We start from the raw sequence: 19397 nt of genomic DNA, 5'->3' as shown, positions 1-19397 counted from the left end.
AAGGGCACACCGGCCTCAATACTCCGCTCAATCATCATCGAGGCTAACGCCGGTTTGGTTGCAAACACCACGTCATCAGGAACGTGGGTCTGCTTCAGGCGCTCACGGTTCGACGTCCAGTCTTTTGGAAGATACAGGGCGCGGTCAACAAAGGCGTGGCCCCGCGCCGATACATAGGTGGCAAATACACCAATCTGGCAGTTCGTGATCTTGCCGGCAGAGCCCGTATATTGCCGCCCCACACCGCAGGACGCCTGACCTTTCTTCAGAAAACCGGTCTCATCGATGACCAGCACACCATCTTCAGTGCCCAGATGCTCGACCACATGCTCCCTGACGACATCGCGAAGGGCATCGGCATCCCAGTGCCCGCGCCCCAGAAGCGCCTGTTGCCGCCATGGACCGGGATCTCCTGCGGCTTCCGCTCGCATCCATCCTGTCTTACGTGGTTCATTGCCAATCAGAACGTCCAGGAAGGCGCACGCAGAAGCTGCGACACGTTTCTGCGTAAACAACGGTACGATCCGTTCCTTGGCGGACCGAAGCCCGGACGCCCACAAATACAGCGTCTCTTCAACAGACGCACCGCCACTCGTCATATCCTGAATCATGGTTGCCCATAAATTCAGAACTCAACACAATATGCAACTGTAGTGCTAGTTCATCTGTTCAATCGGAGCATTCGTCTTGGGATGGTTGGGTTTCGTTAGACAATATCTGATGTCGTACACTATAAACGCACTGTCCAGCAGCTTCGGGCCGTCATGGCGCCAAATCCGCTCGACGCCCCGGTAATCAGGATCACCTGCCTGTCCATAATCGTCTTCCTTCCCGGATGGTCTTCTCAGACCATGCCGCCATTGGCGCGCAATGTCTGACCATTGATCCACGCGCCATCCGGCCCGACGAGGAAAGCGACAGCCGCTGCGATATCCTCCGGCGTTCCCAGACGCTCAAGCGGGTTCATTTTCGACAGCTTCTCGATCAGTTCCGGGCTTTTCCCTTCAAGGAAAAGCTCTGTGCCCGTCGGGCCGGGGGCTACGGCATTCACCGTCGTGTTGCGGCCACGCAGTTCCTTGGCCAGAATAGCCGTCAGGGTTTCGACTGCGGCCTTCGTGGCGGCATACACTCCGTATGTCTCGAATTTCAGCTTGTGGAGAGGTTGACGATACGTCCGCCGTCCCGCAGCCGTTTCGCCGCTTCGCGCAGCGTATTGAAGGCGCCCCGAAAATTGATATCCACCTGTCGTGTGAAAGCCGCATCATCCACCTCGGCAACACGTCCCAGCGCCATGACCCCGGCATTGTTGACGAGAACATCGACGCCACCGAAAGCTTTCTCAGTCTCATCGAACAGGGCCACAACATCATCCGCAGCAGAAACATCAGCCTTCACAGCAATGGCTTCGCCCCCCGCCTGACGGATCTTCGTGACAAGCACGTCCGCCGCAGCCGCGTTCCCCGCATAATTGATGACAACGGCCAGACCGTCATGCGCCAGCCGTGTGGCGATGGCCGCACCAATGCCACGCGATGACCCCGTGACGATCGCGACGTTTCTTTTCTGTGTCATGTCCGTTTGTTCCTTTTAGGTGTGACCATATGCCCGTGACCTGACAGTGCCCCTTTTCATCGCCCGGATAATCCCGCACAATCCAGATAGATTATCCGAAAAGAGGGAATAGTGATGGACCGGCTGGATATCATGCGACTGTTCATGCGCATCGTGGAGCGAGAAAGCTTCACGCAGGCCGCCGAAGACATGAACCTGCCGCGCTCGACGGCAACCGACGTCATCAAAGCTCTGGAAAAGCGACTGGGCGCGCGCCTTCTGCACCGCACGACACGTCAGGTCAGTCCGACCCCCGAAGGCGAAGTCTATTATCGCCGCTGCCATCATATCGTCGCGGAAATCGAAGAGTCAGAGAGGGGTTTTGGCGCTGTCAAACCCAGAGGGACATTCCGGATCGACGTTCACGGCACTCTGGCCCGTCACTTCATCATGCCTGCCCTGCCGACGTTTTTCGCCGCCTACCCTGATATCGTGCTGCACATGAGCGAAGGCGACCGTCTGGTCGATCCAGTGCGTGAGGGCATGGACTGCGTTCTGCGGGTTGGGGAATTGCGGAACAGTGACATGATGGTCCGGCATCTGACCACCCTGCATGAAGTGACGCTTGCGTCCCCGGCCTATCTGGAATCCCACGGCATCCCGACACATCCGGACGATCTGCCCGAGGGTCATATCATGGTCGGTTTTCAGTCAAGCCTGCGCGGCAGGATCCTGCCGCTGGAATTCGTGATTGATGGAACGTCCCGAAACGTCACACTGCCGTTTCCTATCGCCGTCAACGCAGCGGAAAGCTATATTGCAGCCGCACGGATGGGGCTGGGCCTCATCCAGATTCCGCACTATCACGCGGAGCACGCCATCCGGTCCGGTGCCCTGGTGGAGGTACTGAGCAGGTTTCCACCGCTTCCCTCCCCGGTCTCGCTGCTTTATCCGCATAACCGGCAAATGTCTCCGCGCGTACGCGTCTTCATCGACTGGCTGGCAGAACTGTTCAAACCTGCCAGCACATCATCCTCTCAGCATTATGACCAATGATGCCACCATGTGGAGCACATTCCCCTTGAAACGACTGACTGTCCTGCTGGCTCCGGCATTTTTGCTCACACCAGCCCTCGCGCGTGACCACCATCGCCAGGACATCCCCGCCATTTCCGAGCAAAATCAGGCAGAGCGGAGTGTCCACCTGTCTCTCGACGATGGAAGTCGGCTAAGAGTGCTCATCTCCGCTCCGTCAACCCCACGGGGAACCCTCATCATGCTCCCCGGAGGCGCTGGTGACATCGGCCTTGAAAAGGACGGCAATCTCGAACATGGGCACAATTTTGTCGTCCGGACACGCCGTCTCTGGAACAGACAGGGCTATACGGTTCTCATCCCGGACACGATCAATCGCACCAATCTTCGGGGAGAACGGAGTTCCCCCGCCTATGCCCGCCTTGTCGAGGATCTGGTCACTTACGCGCACCAGCAGGAAACAGGCCCTGTTTTCCTGCTGGGCACGAGCCAGAGATCAATCGCGGCCGTGAATGGTGCGGCTCATGCCCGCCCTGGTAGCATCGCCGGTGTCGTGCTTACTGAATCCGTTTCCGTCATGGGTGGCAGCGGCGAAACAGTTTTCAGCGCTGATCCGCAACAGGTCCGTGTTCCCGTGCTTGTTGTCGCCAATCGAGATGACGCATGCACTGTCGCGCCACCACAGAACGCACAGAAAATCGCAGAATCCATGACTGCCAGCAAGGACGTACATGTTCTCATGGTCTCAGGTGGGGTCACCAGATCGAGAAAAGACTGCGGCTCCCTGACACCACATGGCTATTTGGGCATAGAAGATCAGGTCGTGGCCAAAATCAGCGCATGGCTGGATGCCCATTCCTGAACAGTCCGCTCAGGACAGCATATGCATCCGAGATATTTGTCTCTAACGGATGGCGTAACCAATCGGGACAATAAACCCCGATCGGATCAATCACGCGAACGTGAATCCCGACAAAATTGCGCCTGAATTCCTTTTCGTTTGTTTCCTATGTGTTTCCTGCGGTGTGATTTGGTCACAAAAAAACCCGCCGTGATTGGGCGGGTTTATCGTGTCTTTTCAGACGTTTATTGCGTGGTTGCGGGGGCAGGATTTGAACCTGCGGCCTTCAGGTTATGAGTTTGTAGGCAAGAGCTACGCCCTGCCACGAAATTCCCCGACGCATCCCGAAGAACCACTACTATCCTATTATTTTAATTGAATAAGTCGTTCATTTTGGCTCTTCTGTCTACGCTTACTCACGCTGACGTTTCAATCCCATTTGCATCCTATACGCATCCTGTGGAGGCAGCCATGCCCCGGATATCAAAGCGCATAATCGCCACCCTCCAGCCTGCTGAGAAGGACTACATCGTCTGGGACGATCAGGTCGCCGGCTTCGCCCTGCGGGTCTGGCCTTCGGGTCGGATGAGCTACGTGGTTCATTATCGAGCCAATGGCCGGTTCCGACGTTATACGATCGGCCATCATGGTCCCTGGACGGCAGACAAAGCACGCGATGAAGCGATTAAAATCCTCGCTCGTGTGAAAGACGGCAACGACCCAAACACCGAACGCGGCGAAGAGCGGACCTCCCCCACAATCAGTCAGTTCTGCAAGACTTTCATTGAACGGCATGTAAAGACGCATCTGAAATCAACCACACAAGCCGAATATCAACGCGCGATTGACCTGTTCATTATAAAAAAAATTGGCAGCCGGATGGTGGCCACCCTGACCCACTCGGATGTGGTCGCATTCCACCACGCCTATCGCCATATCCCGTATCAGGCGAACCGGACTCTGGGTGTGCTGTCGAAAATGTTCTCTCTGGCAATCCTCTGGGGTGTGCGGACAGACAACGTCAATCCATGCAGGGGCGTGAAACGCTATAAGGAGCAGAAGCGCGAGCGCTACCTCACAACAGAAGAACATCAGCGTCTTGGCAAAGCACTCGACGACGGCCGTTCCGCAATGCCGGAAGCCGTCAACGCGTTCCAACTCCTGCTTTTAACCGGTTGCCGCCTGCGGGAAATCCAACGTCTGAAATGGGAATATGTTTTTCTGGACGAAGGGATAATCAGATTACCTGACAGCAAAAATGGTGCCCGCACGGTTCAGTTGGGCGAGAGTGCGATCGGCTTGCTTGGAGACATCACGCGGGTTGAGGGCAATCCCTATGTCATCACGGGACGGAAAGACGGTGGTCACCTGACCGATCTGGAGAAGCCGTGGCGGCGCATCCGAAAGGAAGCCGGGCTGCATGATGTCCGCATTCACGATCTCCGCCATTCCTTTGCATCCGATGCGCTGGAACTCGGCGAGGATCTGGTCATGATCGGGAAACTGCTGGGTCATCGCGATCTCAAATCGACCGCACGTTATGCTCACCTCAAGAAAGAACCAATCCAGCGTGCAGTCAAAGGGATCGATTTGAAAATTTTTACGGCACTTGTTTCAGGAGGCAGCGAGAGCAACATCTGAACACGTCAATTATGCCCTGCCTCACAGAACTATTTTTAAAAATACCTAAAAATATATTCGGCTTTGTTGCACAATTCACTGATTGGTCGTGCTGAACGCTCTTATGTTTTTTGTTATACGACCGCCTAAGTGATTGAGGTTCCGAGCGTTGTGAAGCGGTTAAAAGTAGCAACGTGGATGTGAACTTCGGCGATCTTCCACGTATTTGCGAAACAAAGCCGCCGCCAAGCCAAAATGGGCTCTTCAAGCATCCTGGTAGGAATGCCTGCCATGTGTGTGCAATATCGGGTTGACAGGCTCGCAACCACAATGATATTATAAAAAGTCTGCCGTGCCAGGAGCATATGTTTTCAAAAGATGGCCCATGCCATACATCCTGCGCCCCGCTCTTCATTGAGCCGCTGGTTTCTGGTCGCGTTCACGCTCATGGGCTTTCTGGGGCAACTCCTGATCCAGAGTCAGGCAATGCCGGGAGAGATGCCTCGTGCTACCATCCTGCGCCTGACAGGCATTGATATCGCTCCACATGTTTATCACACGCCACATAAGCACTCCGTCTGTGCGGATATGCCTGGCATGACAATGGACAATGTGACGCAGGCTGTGTCAGCCGACAATGAGGGCGACCACGACCACATGTCCGGGCATCCTTCTCATCACGATGGAAGCTGTCCGTTATGCCCTCTCCTGCACCTGCCAGTATTCCTGTTCACAGCTCTCGTTATCTTGCTGGCACTGGCGTTTATTCGTTGGCAACGCCACGTCAACATCGTTAACCCCCGTGCTCCACCTGTCATCACACTTGGTGTTCCTTTCTCCTGTGGCCCCCCTGTGTCTGCGGTCTTCTAGCGCCCGCAGGCTGTTTAAGCTGTCATTCATCGACCGTACGCGTTCACTTAACGCATAGTGCGTCGCTGACGTCATAAACTAATGACGAAAAAGACAATGACCGTCCTGCTGGCTGAACGATATTCTCAGCTCAGGATCAGCTTCCATGTTTTCGACACATGTTTGCGCACGCAGGTTCCATCGCGCGCACTTACTTTCAGCCGCCGCAATTTTTCTTATCCCGTCCTTCGCGGCGCATGCCAATGAACTGCCCGGAAAAGAGCGTGAGAGTGCCGCATCAACCAGGCAGGCGGCGATTAAAAAAACTCCGGAACAGTCATCGCGAAACACGTCAAAACAACTCGGCGCTCACGTAAAAACAGGAGCAGCCGTCCCTATATCCAGCAACGCAGCTGAGCGGCTCGTTGTCACAGCCACGCGAACGCCACAGCAGATCCAGGACGTTCCCGCCTCGGTCAGCCTGATAACACGTCAGGACATCCAAATGAGGCAATCTTCCACGATTTCAGATGCCCTCAATCGCTTGCCTGATGTCGATATGGTCGGCACGGCGCGTATGGAAGGTCAGGTTCCCCAAATCCGTGGGTTTGCGGGACGCGAGATCATTTTGATGGTCGATGGCGCACGGCGTAATTGGGATTCCCAAGGGATTGAAGCGCCGCTTTATATCGATCCCGCCTTTATCCAGAGTGTAGAAGTTGTCGCCGGATCAGCGTCCACTCTTTATGGAACAGGTGGTCTCGGCGGAGTTATGTCAATTAAGACTATTGACGCAAAGTCCCTTCTGAAACCGGGTCAAGGCTTGGGCGGAGAAATTGATGGCGGCTATCAAAGCGCCAACGGAAATGGGAAGGGATCAGCAAAAATATACGGAAAATGGGGCAAGTTCGATGCGCTTCTTGCTTATTCTGGGCAAACCTTCAACTCGATACGATTAGGGGGCGGCGAGAGACTTTCACCCAATGACGGGCAAAGCCACAGCGCACTACTTAAACTTGGATATGACATCAATGACCGAATTAGAATAGATTTTGGTCAGCAATTTTATCTTGATGAAAACTATAGATCTTCAGTGCCACAAAAAGGTCCTTCCACTTACCACTGTTCTACCTGCCAAGAGCAAAATGTCCGACAGGACGAGTCAACATTGCACCTCACAACACGTAACGAGCAAGGCGAGGAAGATGGAAGGCTGACCCTTTACAGAACGAAAATGGCCTCAAAGCAGGTGCCGAACAGCATGGACTCTAATGGCGGGTCCACTGTCCTTGAGACCTATGGTTTCGACTTACAAAAATCATACTTTCGTAATTTCGGATTGTTTGGAAGACATAAATTTACTGGAGGCGTAAATTACTACCGCGATTTTTATACGTACACCACATCTGGTTCAAATACACCCAACGCACAACAGCAGGTATATGGGGTTTACGGGCAAGATGAAATAAAATTTCGCCACCATGTCACTCTTTCCCCTAGCTTGCGTTACGATAGATACAATACCTTTCCTGAACACGGGAAAGGTCTCTCAAATAGCTCAAACGGTGCTATTCTTCCAAAAATAACATTATCGTGGCAACCAACACGCGAATGGATGATATATCTCAGTTGGGGGAAAGCTTATAATGCTCCCACCCCAGCGCAAAGCGACATGGATTTGACAGGCAATCAATGGTTCGCAAATTTTGTTTCTAACAAAAATCTAAAACCCGAATCTGCCAAAACATACGAAGGCGGATTTACTTATACAAAGAGCGCACTGTTTAGCGAGCACGATCGTGCGAGCGTCCGCGCTACAGGTTTTTACGAAGACGTAACCAATCTCATTCAAGAAGTTGCTATCGGGCGTTTTAATGGAAAATATGGGAAAAACAGACCCATTTATCAATATCAGAACGTTGGACACGCCACACGTTACGGTATTGAGCTACATAGTAATTACGACATAGGAAACTGGGGGTTTGATCTGAGCTTCAGCCACATAAGAGTCACAAACGCTCGAACCGGTGCTGGGTTGTACTCGCCTCCAGATAAAGTTGCCGCTGATATGCGTTACCGTTTTCCGAACATCGGACTGACTTTAATGTACAGCCTCATGGCCGTAGACGCTCAGAACTACGATGCAACTATTATTCGTCGGCGTCCCGGCTATATGGTGCACGACATACTCGCAACCTGGGCACCTCCTCGCAAGCCTTGGCGAATTAATTTTGCTGTTACCAACTTATTCGACAAGGAATACAGTATGTATAAAATGGCTTCCACAAACGTTGATTTTCCTGAAGTAGGTCGCAGCTTTCGCTTTGATCTATCATATAGATTTTGACAATCGCCAGGAGGTTATTCTGAAATAAATCAAATTATTACACGTAATTCCATTGATTTATTTCCTGTTTTTATGTATAATTAGACGCCACATAGAATGTCTATTGTGGTTACTGGAGGTATGAAATGACTATTACTATAACTATACTTAAAACCAAACAAATTTCTGTACCTGTCCGGGCCGGACTGCAGTGTGGTTCGGGTGTCTGCGGTTATAACGCTTAAAACAATACAGAGACTGGCGCCTTTCCGCGCCAGTCTCGCCCTAGGAGGTATACGATGTGTAACGGTTCTATTGGCATAAATTTCACTGGCGGCCAATCTTACTCATCTATTATGTCCCTTATTGACGAGGGACATATAGATTACGTCGAACTCCTGATCGACAATTTTTTACATCTCAATCCAACAGAAATTGCAAAGAAATTTCCTTGCCCTGTCGCATTCCATATTATGCAATCCCGTTTTTTGGAGCGAGGTGAGGAAGAATTAAAGTATATATCAAGCAGAATAACGCAAATGTCTGAGGCGTTTCAGCCACTTTATATTTCCGATCATATCGCACTTTTCGAGCATAACGGAACTAATTTTTATCAACTCGCCGAAATAAATTATGCAATAGGGTCAATATATTTTGATAAAATTCGGCGATGGCAGGATATGCTTGGTCATACTCTATATTTAGAGAATTATCCTTCACTGCTCGACGGTTCTTATGAAGCTCCAACTTTCTTCGAGCATATATCAAAGAAAACTGAATGTAATGTGTTGTTTGATATATCCAATGCTGTTTGTGCCTCTAGGAATACGGGCGCAGACATAGACGACTGGAAGAATGTAATATCGAAAACGCTACACTATCATGTTGCAGGATACACTCCAGCACCAAGCGATAATAATATTTTAATTGATTCACATTCGGAGCAGATTTCATCAGAAACGGAGATCTTCATAGATCGTTATGCTGATCTGTTTTTTCGTGAAAATACTACAATTACTTACGAACGAGACGGAAATTTTGATTACGACCTTATAGTGGAAGATTTAAACAGCCTTCGCTTGAAATCGAAAAACCAGAGTGTATACAATGAACAATCATAGAAAATATTTGCGTGATATCGATGTCATAGACTTTATGTCGCGCCCAGATCAGTTTTCTTTGTTTTCTGACAACAGGCGCGCGTTGGTGCGATTAGATATTGCGTGGCGCGGTTATTGGCATGCTCTTTATGATCCGTGTCCATCCCTACTGGATTTTTCTGGTGATCAAGACGGATTCAATATTTTTCGGCCCTTTATGAGGTGGGGTTCTGAGCGAAAAATTTGTTTTGGTTGGCCATTACACCTCTGGGTTATCATTTGGTTGCAAGAAAATGAGATGCTGAATAGTTCTAATTCCGAAATCATTCTATCGGAATTGGCGGGAGCTGCAGCTGCTCGGTGGGCCATATCTGATCGCACAGAAGCACTAGGCATCGCCATTTACCGCGGTATCAAACAAAACTGGACTGTCGGCTGGAAGTGCCGTGCGGTAGATCTGCAACGAGAAATTCAAGAAATTGAAATTGGTGCGGATTTAAGCCCGGAAGATGATATTCCGTCGTATTTCCTTATTTTTGATAACAAAATTTCTGTATTCCCTGGATGGAGCCGCATACTGTGAGCAATTTGACCTATGCGCCGTCAGTGTATAGAATAAATTTTTTTTTGTTATTCATTGGGATGGGTCTATTTATTTTCCCGGCCTTTTCTTCAAACGAAGCCCACGCAGCACCAAAGCTCGGGCGCCTTACTTTCCAGGCGGCATTCGGAAACCAGCCGGTAAGTTGTGCTAGAACCATAAGCCCGGTGGGGACAAGCGACAATACGGTCCGCATCAACGATCTACGCTTCTACATCCACGATGTGGCGCTGCTCACGAAGGACGGCCGTGCGGTGCTGGTCAAGCCAGGGCCGTCCGGCCTCTGGCAGCGTGACGGGATAGCGCTGATCGACCTGATCGATCGCAATATTCCATGCAGCGATACGACTCCGTCGCCGAACTCGGCTATCAGTTTTGTTTGGCCGCAAGGCCATTTCACCGGCCTGCGCTTCACCGTTGGGCTGCCTATGGCCGCCAATCACGGCGATCCTACGATTGCACAGCCACCACTGAACATGACGAGCATGTTCTGGACCTGGCAGTCAGGATATCGTTTTTTCACGCTCGACATCACGATGATTCCGAAGCCTGGCGACAAAGCGCGACCGCACGGCTTCCCTGTCCATATCGGGAGCACCGGCTGTGAGTCCGCCAGCGCGGTCGAGGCGCCGAAGGGCGCGTGCACGGCCCCGAACCTCGTCACGGTCACGCTGCCGGAGTTCGATCCGGCGCATCAGACCGTGAAGCTCGACATAAGTCGACTGCTCGCTCTGAGTAATGTCAGCACCAACCAGATTAATAGTGCGCCAGGTTGCATGTCTGGACCGGACGACAAGGATTGCGCAGGTGTGTTCCGTGAGTTCGGCCTGCCATTCGGATCAGAGACCTCTCCGCCGGCTCAGTCGGTATTTCGGGGTCGATAAGATGCGCACGTTATTTCGCAAAGTTCTCCAGATGGCCCTTCTGGGTGGGGGGGCGCTGCTTCTATCGGCCGCAACCCGGCCCACGACGTGGCATTGGGACATCCCCTCCTGGGCGCCTGCGCCAGTCGTCCCGTCCGACAATCCGATGAGGGCAGAGAAGGTCGCACTGGGGCGGCGGCTGTTTTATGACAAACGGCTATCGGAGAATGGGACGCTCGCCTGCGCGTCGTGCCATCTCCAGAAACTGGGCTTTGCCTCTGGTGTCCCGACGCATGTAGGCGCGCATGGCGAGCCGGGACTACGCACGCCGATGCCACTGGCGAACGTAGCCTATCTGCCGAGCTACACCTGGGCCAATCCACAGCTCACCACTCTGGAAAAGCAGATGCTGATCCCGATGTTCAGCGACCAACCGGTCGAGCTCGGCATGGGCGGCCAGGAAAAGGCGCTGTTCGCCCGGCTCTCGGATGATCCCTGCTATGCGCGCCTGTTCCGTGTCGCCTTCCCCGAGGCGAAGGGCGCGATCACACTCTCCACGGTCACGAAGGCGATTGCATCCTTCGAGCGCACGCTGCTGTCCTTCGACAGTCCCTACGACCACTCGCTGCATGGCGACAAGACGGCGCTGTCCCCGGCCGCGCAACGAGGCGAGGCGCTCTTCTTCGGCGAGAAGCTCGAATGTTCGCATTGCCATAATGGCCTGAATCTGACCGACAATATCCGCGCGGCTAACATGCCCTTTCCAGAAACAGGCTTTCACAATACCGGCTTGTATAACGAGGACGGCAAGGGGGCCTATCCTGCCAGTGATCACGGGCTGCGGACAGTGACAGGCAATGCCGAGGACGAGGGGAAATTCCGCACGGAAAGCCTGCGCAATGTGGCTCTGACGGGTCCATATATGCATGATGGCTCCATCGCCACGCTGCACGACGTGCTGGCAGCACATTACTCGAAGGGAGGTCGGTCGGCGACAGGGCCACACGGAGAGAACCCGTTGCGCGACCAGTTCATAGAGCCGTTCGATATCAGCGAGGCGGAGATCGCGGACGTGATCGCCTTCCTGAACTCCCTGACGGATCAGAGCTTCCTCACCAACCCGGCGTTCTCAGATCCAGGAAAGACCTGCCCTTTGGCTCTGCCCTCAGCCTCTTCCTCTGGTAAAGGCGCACAATGATGACTTCGCGACTGGTGTACGGCTTATCGCATCTTAGCAACTCCGCCATGTCATCAGGCGTCGATATGGTATCTGGATCTGGTGTCTTCGTCTTCGATTCTTCGGGTAAAGACTATATCGACGCGGTGTCGGCACTGTTTTGCGCCACGCTCGGCTTTCATAATGAACGCCTGATCGAAGCCGCCACACGCCAGATGCGAGAGCTGCCAGTCTATCCCACCGCGCTAAACCGGACGGTCCCTGTCGTCCACGCGCTTGCGGACGCGCTCAGCGCGGCAGCGCCGATACCGGACGCTCACGTTCTTTTCGCCACAACCGGATCGGAAGCAATCGAAACTCTCATTAAAACGACTTGGTATATCAATAAACAACGAAATCCAAAACGGCATAAAATAATCACGCGTCGGGGGAGCTACCATGGATCGACGATATTTGCCACGAGACTTGGCGGGATCGAAAGCATTATCAATTCATTCGATCTGACGGGTGACGATATTCTGTATGCTGCGCAACCCCGCTGGCCACGTGACGCGTTGGCTGGAGAAACAGAAGAAGATTATGCGCACCGACTGGCTCGGGAACTGGCAGAACTGATAGATCAGACGGGTGCTGAAAATATCGCGGCATTTCTCTGCGAGCCAGTCTCGATTGCTGGCGGCATGTACCCAGCGCCGGAAGGATATTTTGAAGCAATCCGCAACGTCTTGTCGATGCGCGATATTCCTCTTTATTTCGATGAAATCGTGACGGGCTTCGGTCGAACCGGAAAGATGTGGGGAAGCCAGACCGTCAACCAGACGCCCGACTGCCTCGTCGCATCGAAGGGGCTTTCAGCGGCCTATCAACCGATTTCGGCGGTCGTCATGAATGATGATTTTCACTCCGCATTGGTGGACTGCTCGATTATGCATCATGGGTTTCATCATGGCGGCACATATCACGCACATCCTGTTGCCGCTGCCGTCGCCCTTGAAACGCTAAAAATCTACGAGGATGAAAGAATAGTTGATCATGTGCGGGATATTTCGGAACATTGGATAAAGATGATTTCGAAACTTGCGGCACACGAACTGGTCCGATCCACACGGACAATCGGATTATTAAGCGCGATTGAAGTCGGATTCCGTAGCTACAGGGAGCTTGATTTCCGAAATGATGAGAAGAGAGACATAAAACGGTCAGTTGTGAAAGCGTGTATGGAACACGGCGTCCTGATAAGAATCTCATACGACAGCATAATTTTAGAACCTCCTCTCATTATTTCTAAAAAAGACATTGATGAGCTTGAGCAACGCATGACGAAAGCTTTCAATACTGTTCTGTTTTCAACAGCATAGCTGCCTCGAAAGTATCCCTTTCTTTGGTCAATAAGAGACTTTCTTCTCTGAAAATCTTTGTCTTTCTGCTGTAATTCACACCAAGCAAGGAAAGTAAACATGACTTCTATCCGTAAAATCGTTGCCTCTATGTGTCTCGCAGGGAACTTCGTTCTGCAGATGGCGGACCCTGCCTATGCACATGCCCACCTGAACGCCGAAATACCCGCTGCGGATAGCACGGGAACGGCACCGCAGAGCCTGACGCTAGGCTTTACTGAAGCAGTAGTTGTCAAGCTCACGGGCGTCGTTGTCACTGGCCCCAAGGGTAATGTTATAGAAACAGGAAACGTTGCCCTGTCGGATGACGGCAAGACTCTGACGATCCCGCTCAAAATTGAGCTCGTGCCTGGACGATATTCCGTAACCTGGCACGCCCTTGCCGTCGATGGACACAAGACTCATGGCGTCTACGGGTTCACAGTTACTAACCGATGACACCGGATGCTTTCCTGATCCTATGTCGCGCCGCACGAGACAGCCTGGCGCTCTTTCTTACAGGTAGCCTGCTTTTTGCAGGGTGGCTGGCTCCGCGCGAACTCGGAAACGCACTCTCTGCCCGCCTGGGAAAGTTTTGGGCATGGGGGAGCGTTTTTACGACGGTAATAGTCGTTGCAACACTGCCAGCCGAAGTCTCCGAGGTCGGAGATGGATGGCAGGATGCCTTCTCGCCGACTTTAAGCAAAGCCGTGCTTGTTGACACCACCATTGGACAGGCATGGATCATTCAGGCCGTAGCTGGCGTCTGTCTTATACTTCTAACTTGGCGTAAATGCGGCGCGGTCCTGTCGGTCATACCCGCATGCGTGCTTCTGACGGCGACAGCCTTGACAGGTCACGTGCGCATGATCGGTGTGGGCGCGATGTTCTTCCAGGCCGTGCATTTGCTTGCAGGTGGTTTCTGGTGCGGGGGCCTCATCCCCGTTGCCATGCTTGTCAGTGATACACGAAAAAAGAAGTGGGATTGCTCCATGCAAGTGGCGTTAGCACGTTACTCGGCTGCGGGGCATATCGCGGTGCTTCTGGTCCTGCTTACCGGCTCTGGACTCGGCCTGAATATCCTGGGGGGATGGCCGAAGCATGTCACTGTCTATTCTACACTACTCATTCTCAAGCTGGGATTAACGAGCGGTATGATCTGTATCGCCTGCGTCAACCGCTATGTTTACGTGAAAAATCTACGCCAGAAAAGAAACATCACGACCAACCTTGAATATCTCCAACGTGGAACAATAGCCGAAATTGCATTTGCTGTTGCTGTTATTGCAATTGTTGCCGTTGCTGGGAGAATGGACCCGACAATCTTATCTCTGCCTACAAACTAGAGTCATGCGCGCATATCTATAGATGCGAATAAATATATCTAGGTATTAATTGTGGTATATAAGACATATATAAATATTACATTATATTTTTCATGTATACATAAATTATATTATTGTGCGTTACAACACTCACACTACAAACTGTCGAATTTTAATTTGTATGAGAGGAAAGAAATGGAATGGTAAGACACCCTCCTCTTGATCTACGGGAACTGCAATGCGTATGCGCAATTGCTCTTCAAGGAAGCATCCATGGCGCGGCACGCGCTCTAAATTCCAAACAGTCCGCAGTCAGTCGTTCACTTCGGCTACTTGAGGAGCGCGTCGGAATTCAGCTTTTCCGCAGGACATCATCTGGCACAACGCCTACGCCAGTCGGCGAAGCATTCCTCCGACAAGCTGAGGCTCTGTTGCACGACACAAATGCTCTTTATGAATATACTCGGAGATGCGCCTTGGGTGAAAGCGGTATCGTATCAATAGGAATACAAAGTAATGTACCGCCAGGACGGGTGTCGGCCTTCATCGAACCGTATAGAATTCTTTATCCCGGTATTTCGTTTATATATCGTGACGTATCCAAGAGAGATGTAATTTCGGCTCTTTTCGACGGTATCGTTGATTTAGTAATTATAGCCCTTCCGCTGAACGAATCTTGCGCAGCTACCTTACCACTGTGGAGCGATCGAATTGTCGCTGTGACACCGACAAACCATCCTCTTGCTTCGTCTGTCACGACATGTTGGAGCGATTTACGGGAAGAAACTTTTGTCTTCGGTAACGATGATACAGGAGAGGACATGTCTACACTGTTAAAACGCAAAGCAAGCATTGCTGGCTTTCTACCAACAGTGTGTAGGGAAGAAATCATAAGTCTGCGGACGATCGCTCTCGTCATTAACGGACATGGTATTACGCTCATGCCGGCTGGCTGGCTCGCATTTTTTCCAGGTACGATCCTTGAGCAGGTAACTGTGCTAGAAGTGCGCGACGGCGACGGTTTTTCACATCTTGATTACGGCATTGGATGGCGCGATAGAAATTTGTCGACCGTCGCACATAAAATACTTGTTTTCTTGGGAAAGCAGAATCTCGAATAGACTAAGTTTCTCTGCTTACTATCTGCTTAGCTCGCGCACGCTTAAGCTTCGCGAAAGCTCGATCAGATGCAATGAATCCACGGATCATGTGCGGCACGAGACGGGTTGGATCGACGAGCTGACCATTCTGGCTGACCAGTGCTGCGTAAGTCACCAGATCACGATGGAGGTCCGCCGGTAAGTCCACGGGCATGCGGACCGGCTTTTCATCCGGAATTTCAGTGATGCGCAGCGTTGTCATGGTGCTGTTTCCTTTGCGTGGCGAGGTTGCAGGACAAGGTCGCGGTTAAGGATCAAGGTGAAAGGCAGCCCCGGCCGGTCGGTTAGGGTCGGCTGGATGTTGAGGCTGCGATCAACCAGCCGGTTACCAACCATGGAAAACCCATTGCTGGCCCCAGAACGGATGGCCTGCGCCAGATTGTTCTCGCTCTGACTGGTTCCGGCCTCTGATCCGACGCTCAGGAGCGTGGTCACGATGGCAGCCCTGAAAAGCTGGCCCCAGTGGTTGTTCACTTCATCGGACAGGCCGGACTGGCCGATGGCGTCGCCACCGGGCAGTTTTTCCAGCACCAGGCTCTCGCCGTTCGGGTAAATCAGCCGGGTCCAGATGATCTGGGTACGCTGCTGCCCGAAAGAAATGCCGCTGTTATAGGCCCCGAACAGCAGGCTTCCCTGCGGGATCAGCAGGAAACGACCGGTCGGGCTGTCATAGACGTTCTGCGTGACATGGCCAGTAATCTGACCCGGAAGGTCAGAGCTGATTTTCGTGTTCAGCGCCCCCGCGATGACAGTGCCCGCCTGAAGGATATAAGGCGAAGCTGACGGCATGATGCGATCCGGGCTGGTCGTCGCGCGGTCAGGCTGGCCTGCCAGAAAGGCACGGTTGCCTGATTGGGCGTCGGTCGAAGAAGATGGATTTGCCTGGGACGCAGATGCACCCGATGTGGGCGGAGTTGCCTGGTCGGTACCCCGGTCGCGTTCTCCCGTCTGCACGAACAATTTGCTGGCGATTGCGGCCTCGACCTCCTGCGCGGAACGGCGGTCGTCGCCACCCGAGGCTGCCTTTCCCTGCTCCTGTGCGTGGAGGATGGTATGCCCCAGATCACCGGGCAGCGCTGGTCCCAGCTTCGGCACATCCTTGCCGACATAGTCGGACGGCAGTCCCGCCAGCCCGTCGGCAGAGGGACGCACATCCGCGTCCTGCGCGGCAGGCGTGGATGACACCCGATGGCTTGCCTGAAGGGCATAGCCCAGCGCGAAGGCCACCGCGATCATGCCAACCCCGCCCAGCGACCAGACCACGGTGCGGGAAAGCCGCACGACACGCGGTCGTTCCGTCCGCAGACGCAGATCAGGTGGCGGCGGTGATGCTGCGGAATTTCCCCCTGTGGCCGGAGCCGCAGAATTTTCTCCCACTGTGTGAGCCTGCCCGGTCATGACTTCCTGCCGTCAATGCGGACAATGCGCACCCGCTGCTCGGAATGCTTATCGCCCAGCCGCAGTTCAGCGGCGGCGAACAGCCGATCCACGATCATCCAGTTCTGCCGCACCCGGTAATTGACCAGTTCCGGGCCGCCATCCGCCCCCAGCACGAAGAGCGGCGGCAGTTCCCCCTGCCCGATCCCGGATGGAAAAGCGATATAGACCTTGTGACCGTCATCAAAGGCCCGGCCGGGTAACCAGGGCGGCGTGCCGCCTTTCACCGGCTGGATGGCATAGCGGAAATTCAGGGTATCGAGATTCAGCCCCGCGTCCACTGGGGCAGAGTCATCGGCCGCGTCGTCCTGCCGGTGCAGGGCAATCAGATCGTCCTCGGGATAGTTCCACGAGACCGACGCCATGTATGTGGGGGGTGTTGACCTCAATTCCGCCAGATAAGTCCGTCGGTCAGTATTGATGATCAGATTAGTGGTCAGATCCGGCCGGGTCGGCTTCACCAGGATATGGATGCGTTTGGTCGCCCCTTCTCCGCTTTCGGTGTCACCGATGACCCAGCGCACCGTATCCCCAGCAGCAACTGGGCCGGTGCCCACCAGTTTTTCACCCTGCTGGAGCATGATGTCCGTGATCTCGCCTGGCGAGGTATAGACCTGATAGAGGGCACCCGGAGAATAGGGATAGACCTGCACCGCATTGATGAAACCGGCCCGCGTCGGCTGGATGCGCGCCGCCAGATTAGCCTGGGTCACGCGCGTGGTCGGATCAGTAACCTCGGGGACCGGATGGGCCGTGCGTCGTGACGGCAGTGGCTTGAACTGGCCCGGCAGAGGAAGTGGCTGTGGCACCTCCACCACCTGCACGGGCTTCGGTGGATCGGGAATTCTCGTCGCGCGCGCGGCGTCATCGTACCGGATGACGGGCGGATGGTAACTGCCCGCGCAACCGGCAAGCGAGAGCAGCGCCACAGGAAGGGCTGCGAAAATGAAGCGCGTCATTGACCAAGCTCCTTCGACCAGTTGATGGCGGAGACGTAGATTCCGAGCGGATTTTTCCTGAGATGGTCGGCATCGCGTGGCGTGTGCAGAACGACCGACACGATGGCGGTCCAGCGTTCGGTGCCGGTGAACGCGCCGTCGCGGTAATGGCGCTCGCTCCAGGCGACACGGAAGCTGCCGGGAGACGCCCGGATCACCGAGGCGATGTCCACCTCGACCTGCTCATGCCCGATGCGCGAGAACGGATCATTGAGGCGGGCATAATCGTTAAGCGCCTGAGCGCCCGACGTGGTGGTGAAATCATAGGCGCGTAGCCAGTTCTGCCGCACCACCACAGGGTCCGACGACAGAGCGCGCACGTCATGAACGAACTGCGCCAGATACCAAGCGATCTGCGGATCGGCGGGCATATAGCCCGCTATCGCGGGGGCTACGACCTGCGCGTGGCCCAGACGGTCCACCTGCACCACCCACGGCGTGATGGTGCCGCGCGCGGACTGCCAGACCAGCCCAGCCCCAAGGCCTGCGGACAGAAGCAGAGAGCCGAACGCCATCAGCCGCCAGTTACGGGCCTGTACACGGGCGGAGCCGATGCGCTCGTCCCAGACTTGCGCGGCTTTCTGATAGGGCGTGACAGGCTCGGGCGTGGTCCCGTAGCGGGTGGTGGAGCGACGGAACATCGTCCTCATTCCTTTTCCGACAGATCGATGGAGGAAGATCCGCCCCCGCCATCGGCGGAGCGGATAACATGGGCGGCCTCAGCAGCATGAGCGGCGGCATTGCGGCGCTTCATCTTCTGAGCCCAGCGGGGCGGTTCGCCGGAACCGCCACCATCTCCACCAGACGGACCCTCACCGGTAGGGCCGCCACCCGTGGGGCCATCCCCTTCTCCGGCAGGACCACCGCCTCCAGAAGGTGCCGGTCCGTTATCCCCGGCTCCGCCTTCGCCTCCCTCCCCCATCCCGCGCGCGGCCCAGCGTCCACCGGCGGCATAGCTTTCCTTGAGGGATGAACCGGCACGCGAAGCCGCCCCTTTGACGGCATTCGCGACATTTCCACCGACGGCCCGGCCCATGCCTCCGATCCCGGCGGCCATGCTGCCCGCGCCGCCAGACGCGCCTGCGGCTCCGGCCGAATAGGCGGAGGTAGCAGCCCCGGCAATCGCGGCCCCTCCCCG

22 protein-coding genes and 2 pseudogenes are annotated in these 19397 nt (G+C 54.2%); 15 read left to right on the top strand and 9 right to left on the bottom strand.

Features of this window, described 5'->3' with window-relative positions:
- The 3 genes from AB2L51_RS13930 to AB2L51_RS15405 all read right to left on the bottom strand — a co-directional run.
- On the bottom strand, window positions 1–611 hold a 611-nt coding region (locus AB2L51_RS13930; RefSeq protein WP_400922428.1), incomplete at its 3' end, for an IS701 family transposase.
- Between the two features lie 233 nt (window positions 612–844).
- Window positions 845–1129, bottom strand: coding sequence for an SDR family oxidoreductase (locus AB2L51_RS15410; RefSeq protein WP_475557849.1), 285 nt, complete (start codon window positions 1127–1129; stop codon window positions 845–847).
- A 17-nt stretch (window positions 1130–1146) separates the two neighbouring features.
- Window positions 1147–1572, bottom strand: a complete 426-nt coding sequence (locus AB2L51_RS15405) for an SDR family NAD(P)-dependent oxidoreductase (RefSeq protein ID WP_475557848.1) — start codon at window positions 1570–1572, stop codon at window positions 1147–1149.
- 114 nt (window positions 1573–1686) lie between these two features.
- On the opposite strand from AB2L51_RS15405, the gene AB2L51_RS13920 reads away from it, so the two are divergent.
- The 3 genes from AB2L51_RS13920 to AB2L51_RS13910 all read left to right on the top strand — a co-directional run bounded on the left by AB2L51_RS13920 (window position 1687) and on the right by AB2L51_RS13910 (window position 5068).
- The gene (locus AB2L51_RS13920; protein ID WP_395582880.1) at window positions 1687–2607 is read left to right on the top strand and encodes a LysR family transcriptional regulator; all 921 of its coding nucleotides are present in this window, start codon (window positions 1687–1689) and stop codon (window positions 2605–2607) included.
- A gap of 25 nt (window positions 2608–2632) precedes the next feature.
- Window positions 2633–3448, top strand: coding sequence for an alpha/beta hydrolase (locus tag AB2L51_RS13915; protein ID WP_395582879.1), 816 nt, complete (start codon window positions 2633–2635; stop codon window positions 3446–3448).
- Window positions 3449–3898: 450 nt separating this feature from the next.
- Complete coding sequence (locus tag AB2L51_RS13910) at window positions 3899–5068, top strand: site-specific integrase (protein WP_034931190.1); 1170 nt, start codon at window positions 3899–3901, stop codon at window positions 5066–5068.
- 390 nt (window positions 5069–5458) lie between these two features.
- Here the strand turns inward: AB2L51_RS13910 and AB2L51_RS13905 are convergent, their stop codons facing one another.
- Complete coding sequence (locus AB2L51_RS13905) at window positions 5459–5614, bottom strand: hypothetical protein (protein WP_395582882.1); 156 nt, start codon at window positions 5612–5614, stop codon at window positions 5459–5461.
- Between AB2L51_RS13905 and AB2L51_RS13900 the strand changes: the two genes are divergently transcribed.
- The 12 genes and pseudogenes from AB2L51_RS13900 (at window position 5546) to AB2L51_RS13845 (ending at window position 15785) form a co-directional block, all read left to right on the top strand.
- Window positions 5546–5917 carry a DUF2946 family protein gene (locus AB2L51_RS13900; protein ID WP_257125308.1) on the top strand — a complete coding sequence of 124 codons (372 nt, stop codon included), beginning with the start codon at window positions 5546–5548 and terminating at the stop codon, window positions 5915–5917. The genes AB2L51_RS13905 and AB2L51_RS13900 overlap by 69 nt on opposite strands.
- Before the next feature lie 145 nt (window positions 5918–6062).
- Complete coding sequence (locus tag AB2L51_RS13895) at window positions 6063–8243, top strand: TonB-dependent receptor domain-containing protein (protein ID WP_084758426.1); 2181 nt, start codon at window positions 6063–6065, stop codon at window positions 8241–8243.
- A gap of 125 nt (window positions 8244–8368) precedes the next feature.
- Entirely contained in the window at window positions 8369–8467 is a 99-nt protein-coding gene (mbnA, locus tag AB2L51_RS13890) for a methanobactin (protein ID WP_082770916.1), read from the top strand.
- Between the two features lie 54 nt (window positions 8468–8521).
- Window positions 8522–9343 (top strand): methanobactin biosynthesis protein MbnB, encoded by an 822-nt coding sequence (mbnB, locus tag AB2L51_RS13885; protein WP_010517450.1) that lies wholly within the window; start codon window positions 8522–8524, stop codon window positions 9341–9343.
- On the top strand, window positions 9330–9905 hold the full coding sequence (gene mbnC, locus AB2L51_RS13880) for a methanobactin biosynthesis protein MbnC (RefSeq protein ID WP_010517452.1): 576 nt from the start codon (window positions 9330–9332) through the stop codon (window positions 9903–9905). Before mbnB ends, mbnC begins: the two co-directional genes overlap by 14 nt.
- Entirely contained in the window at window positions 9902–10807 is a 906-nt protein-coding gene (locus AB2L51_RS13875; RefSeq protein WP_157132976.1) for an MbnP family copper-binding protein, read from the top strand. Before mbnC ends, AB2L51_RS13875 begins: the two co-directional genes overlap by 4 nt.
- 1 nt (window position 10808) lies before the next feature.
- Complete coding sequence (locus tag AB2L51_RS13870) at window positions 10809–11984, top strand: methanobactin export MATE transporter MbnM (RefSeq protein WP_084758428.1); 1176 nt, start codon at window positions 10809–10811, stop codon at window positions 11982–11984.
- 47 nt (window positions 11985–12031) lie between these two features.
- On the top strand, window positions 12032–13321 hold the full coding sequence (locus AB2L51_RS13865) for an aminotransferase class III-fold pyridoxal phosphate-dependent enzyme (protein ID WP_395582878.1): 1290 nt from the start codon (window positions 12032–12034) through the stop codon (window positions 13319–13321).
- A 99-nt stretch (window positions 13322–13420) separates the two neighbouring features.
- A complete protein-coding gene (gene copC / locus AB2L51_RS13860; RefSeq protein ID WP_039735299.1) occupies window positions 13421–13798 on the top strand; it encodes a copper homeostasis periplasmic binding protein CopC in 378 nt (125 codons plus the stop codon).
- A complete protein-coding gene (locus AB2L51_RS13855) occupies window positions 13795–14685 on the top strand; it encodes a CopD family protein (protein WP_395582877.1) in 891 nt (296 codons plus the stop codon). Before copC ends, AB2L51_RS13855 begins: the two co-directional genes overlap by 4 nt.
- 179 nt (window positions 14686–14864) lie before the next feature.
- Window positions 14865–15056, top strand: a pseudogene (locus AB2L51_RS13850) (LysR family transcriptional regulator); the annotation flags it as partial.
- An 84-nt stretch (window positions 15057–15140) separates the two neighbouring features.
- Window positions 15141–15785 (top strand): LysR family substrate-binding domain-containing protein, encoded by a 645-nt coding sequence (locus tag AB2L51_RS13845; RefSeq protein ID WP_228120804.1) that lies wholly within the window; start codon window positions 15141–15143, stop codon window positions 15783–15785.
- 1 nt (window position 15786) lies between these two features.
- Here AB2L51_RS13845 and AB2L51_RS13840 read toward each other — a convergent pair whose 3' ends face one another.
- From AB2L51_RS13840 to AB2L51_RS13820, 5 genes and pseudogenes are all read right to left on the bottom strand, one after another.
- The gene (locus tag AB2L51_RS13840; RefSeq protein WP_395582876.1) at window positions 15787–16026 is read right to left on the bottom strand and encodes a DUF2274 domain-containing protein; all 240 of its coding nucleotides are present in this window, start codon (window positions 16024–16026) and stop codon (window positions 15787–15789) included.
- Window positions 16023–17222 (bottom strand): TraB/TrbI/VirB10 family type IV secretion system protein, encoded by a 1200-nt coding sequence (locus AB2L51_RS13835; protein WP_395582875.1) that lies wholly within the window; start codon window positions 17220–17222, stop codon window positions 16023–16025. Before AB2L51_RS13835 ends, AB2L51_RS13840 begins: the two co-directional genes overlap by 4 nt.
- A complete protein-coding gene (gene trbG / locus AB2L51_RS13830) occupies window positions 17219–18220 on the bottom strand; it encodes a P-type conjugative transfer protein TrbG (RefSeq protein ID WP_007397924.1) in 1002 nt (333 codons plus the stop codon). The genes AB2L51_RS13835 and trbG overlap by 4 nt, the downstream gene beginning before the upstream one ends.
- A complete protein-coding gene (trbF, locus tag AB2L51_RS13825; protein WP_395582874.1) occupies window positions 18217–18900 on the bottom strand; it encodes a conjugal transfer protein TrbF in 684 nt (227 codons plus the stop codon). Before trbF ends, trbG begins: the two co-directional genes overlap by 4 nt.
- Window positions 18901–18905: 5 nt before the next feature.
- Window positions 18906–19397: pseudogene (locus AB2L51_RS13820) on the bottom strand (P-type conjugative transfer protein TrbL); the annotation flags it as partial.

This window comes from Acetobacter fabarum, assembly GCF_040702925.2.
Classification (GTDB): domain Bacteria; phylum Pseudomonadota; class Alphaproteobacteria; order Acetobacterales; family Acetobacteraceae; genus Acetobacter; species Acetobacter fabarum_B.
The sequence above is the reverse complement of the archived record's forward strand: the minus strand, read 5'-3'. Positions and strand labels throughout refer to the sequence as shown.

What these genes read in the sequence shown, in the direction of transcription:
- AB2L51_RS15405 (WP_475557848.1), bottom strand. Translation starts at nt 1,572, where the DNA reads ATGACACAGAAAAGAAACGTCGCGATCGTCACGGGGTCATCGCGTGGC.
- AB2L51_RS13920 (WP_395582880.1), top strand. Translation starts at nt 1,687, where the DNA reads ATGGACCGGCTGGATATCATGCGACTGTTCATGCGCATCGTGGAGCGA.
- AB2L51_RS13910 (WP_034931190.1), top strand. Translation starts at nt 3,899, where the DNA reads ATGCCCCGGATATCAAAGCGCATAATCGCCACCCTCCAGCCTGCTGAG.
- AB2L51_RS13900 (WP_257125308.1), top strand. Translation starts at nt 5,546, where the DNA reads ATGCCTCGTGCTACCATCCTGCGCCTGACAGGCATTGATATCGCTCCA.
- AB2L51_RS13905 (WP_395582882.1), bottom strand. Translation starts at nt 5,614, where the DNA reads ATGTGGCGTGTGATAAACATGTGGAGCGATATCAATGCCTGTCAGGCG.
- AB2L51_RS13895 (WP_084758426.1), top strand. Translation starts at nt 6,063, where the DNA reads ATGTTTTCGACACATGTTTGCGCACGCAGGTTCCATCGCGCGCACTTA.
- mbnA (WP_082770916.1), top strand. Translation starts at nt 8,369, where the DNA reads ATGACTATTACTATAACTATACTTAAAACCAAACAAATTTCTGTACCT.
- mbnB (WP_010517450.1), top strand. Translation starts at nt 8,522, where the DNA reads ATGTGTAACGGTTCTATTGGCATAAATTTCACTGGCGGCCAATCTTAC.
- mbnC (WP_010517452.1), top strand. Translation starts at nt 9,330, where the DNA reads ATGAACAATCATAGAAAATATTTGCGTGATATCGATGTCATAGACTTT.
- AB2L51_RS13870 (WP_084758428.1), top strand. Translation starts at nt 10,809, where the DNA reads ATGCGCACGTTATTTCGCAAAGTTCTCCAGATGGCCCTTCTGGGTGGG.
- AB2L51_RS13865 (WP_395582878.1), top strand. Translation starts at nt 12,032, where the DNA reads ATGTCATCAGGCGTCGATATGGTATCTGGATCTGGTGTCTTCGTCTTC.
- copC (WP_039735299.1), top strand. Translation starts at nt 13,421, where the DNA reads ATGACTTCTATCCGTAAAATCGTTGCCTCTATGTGTCTCGCAGGGAAC.
- AB2L51_RS13855 (WP_395582877.1), top strand. Translation starts at nt 13,795, where the DNA reads ATGACACCGGATGCTTTCCTGATCCTATGTCGCGCCGCACGAGACAGC.
- AB2L51_RS13840 (WP_395582876.1), bottom strand. Translation starts at nt 16,026, where the DNA reads ATGACAACGCTGCGCATCACTGAAATTCCGGATGAAAAGCCGGTCCGC.
- AB2L51_RS13835 (WP_395582875.1), bottom strand. Translation starts at nt 17,222, where the DNA reads ATGACCGGGCAGGCTCACACAGTGGGAGAAAATTCTGCGGCTCCGGCC.
- trbG (WP_007397924.1), bottom strand. Translation starts at nt 18,220, where the DNA reads ATGACGCGCTTCATTTTCGCAGCCCTTCCTGTGGCGCTGCTCTCGCTT.
- trbF (WP_395582874.1), bottom strand. Translation starts at nt 18,900, where the DNA reads ATGTTCCGTCGCTCCACCACCCGCTACGGGACCACGCCCGAGCCTGTC.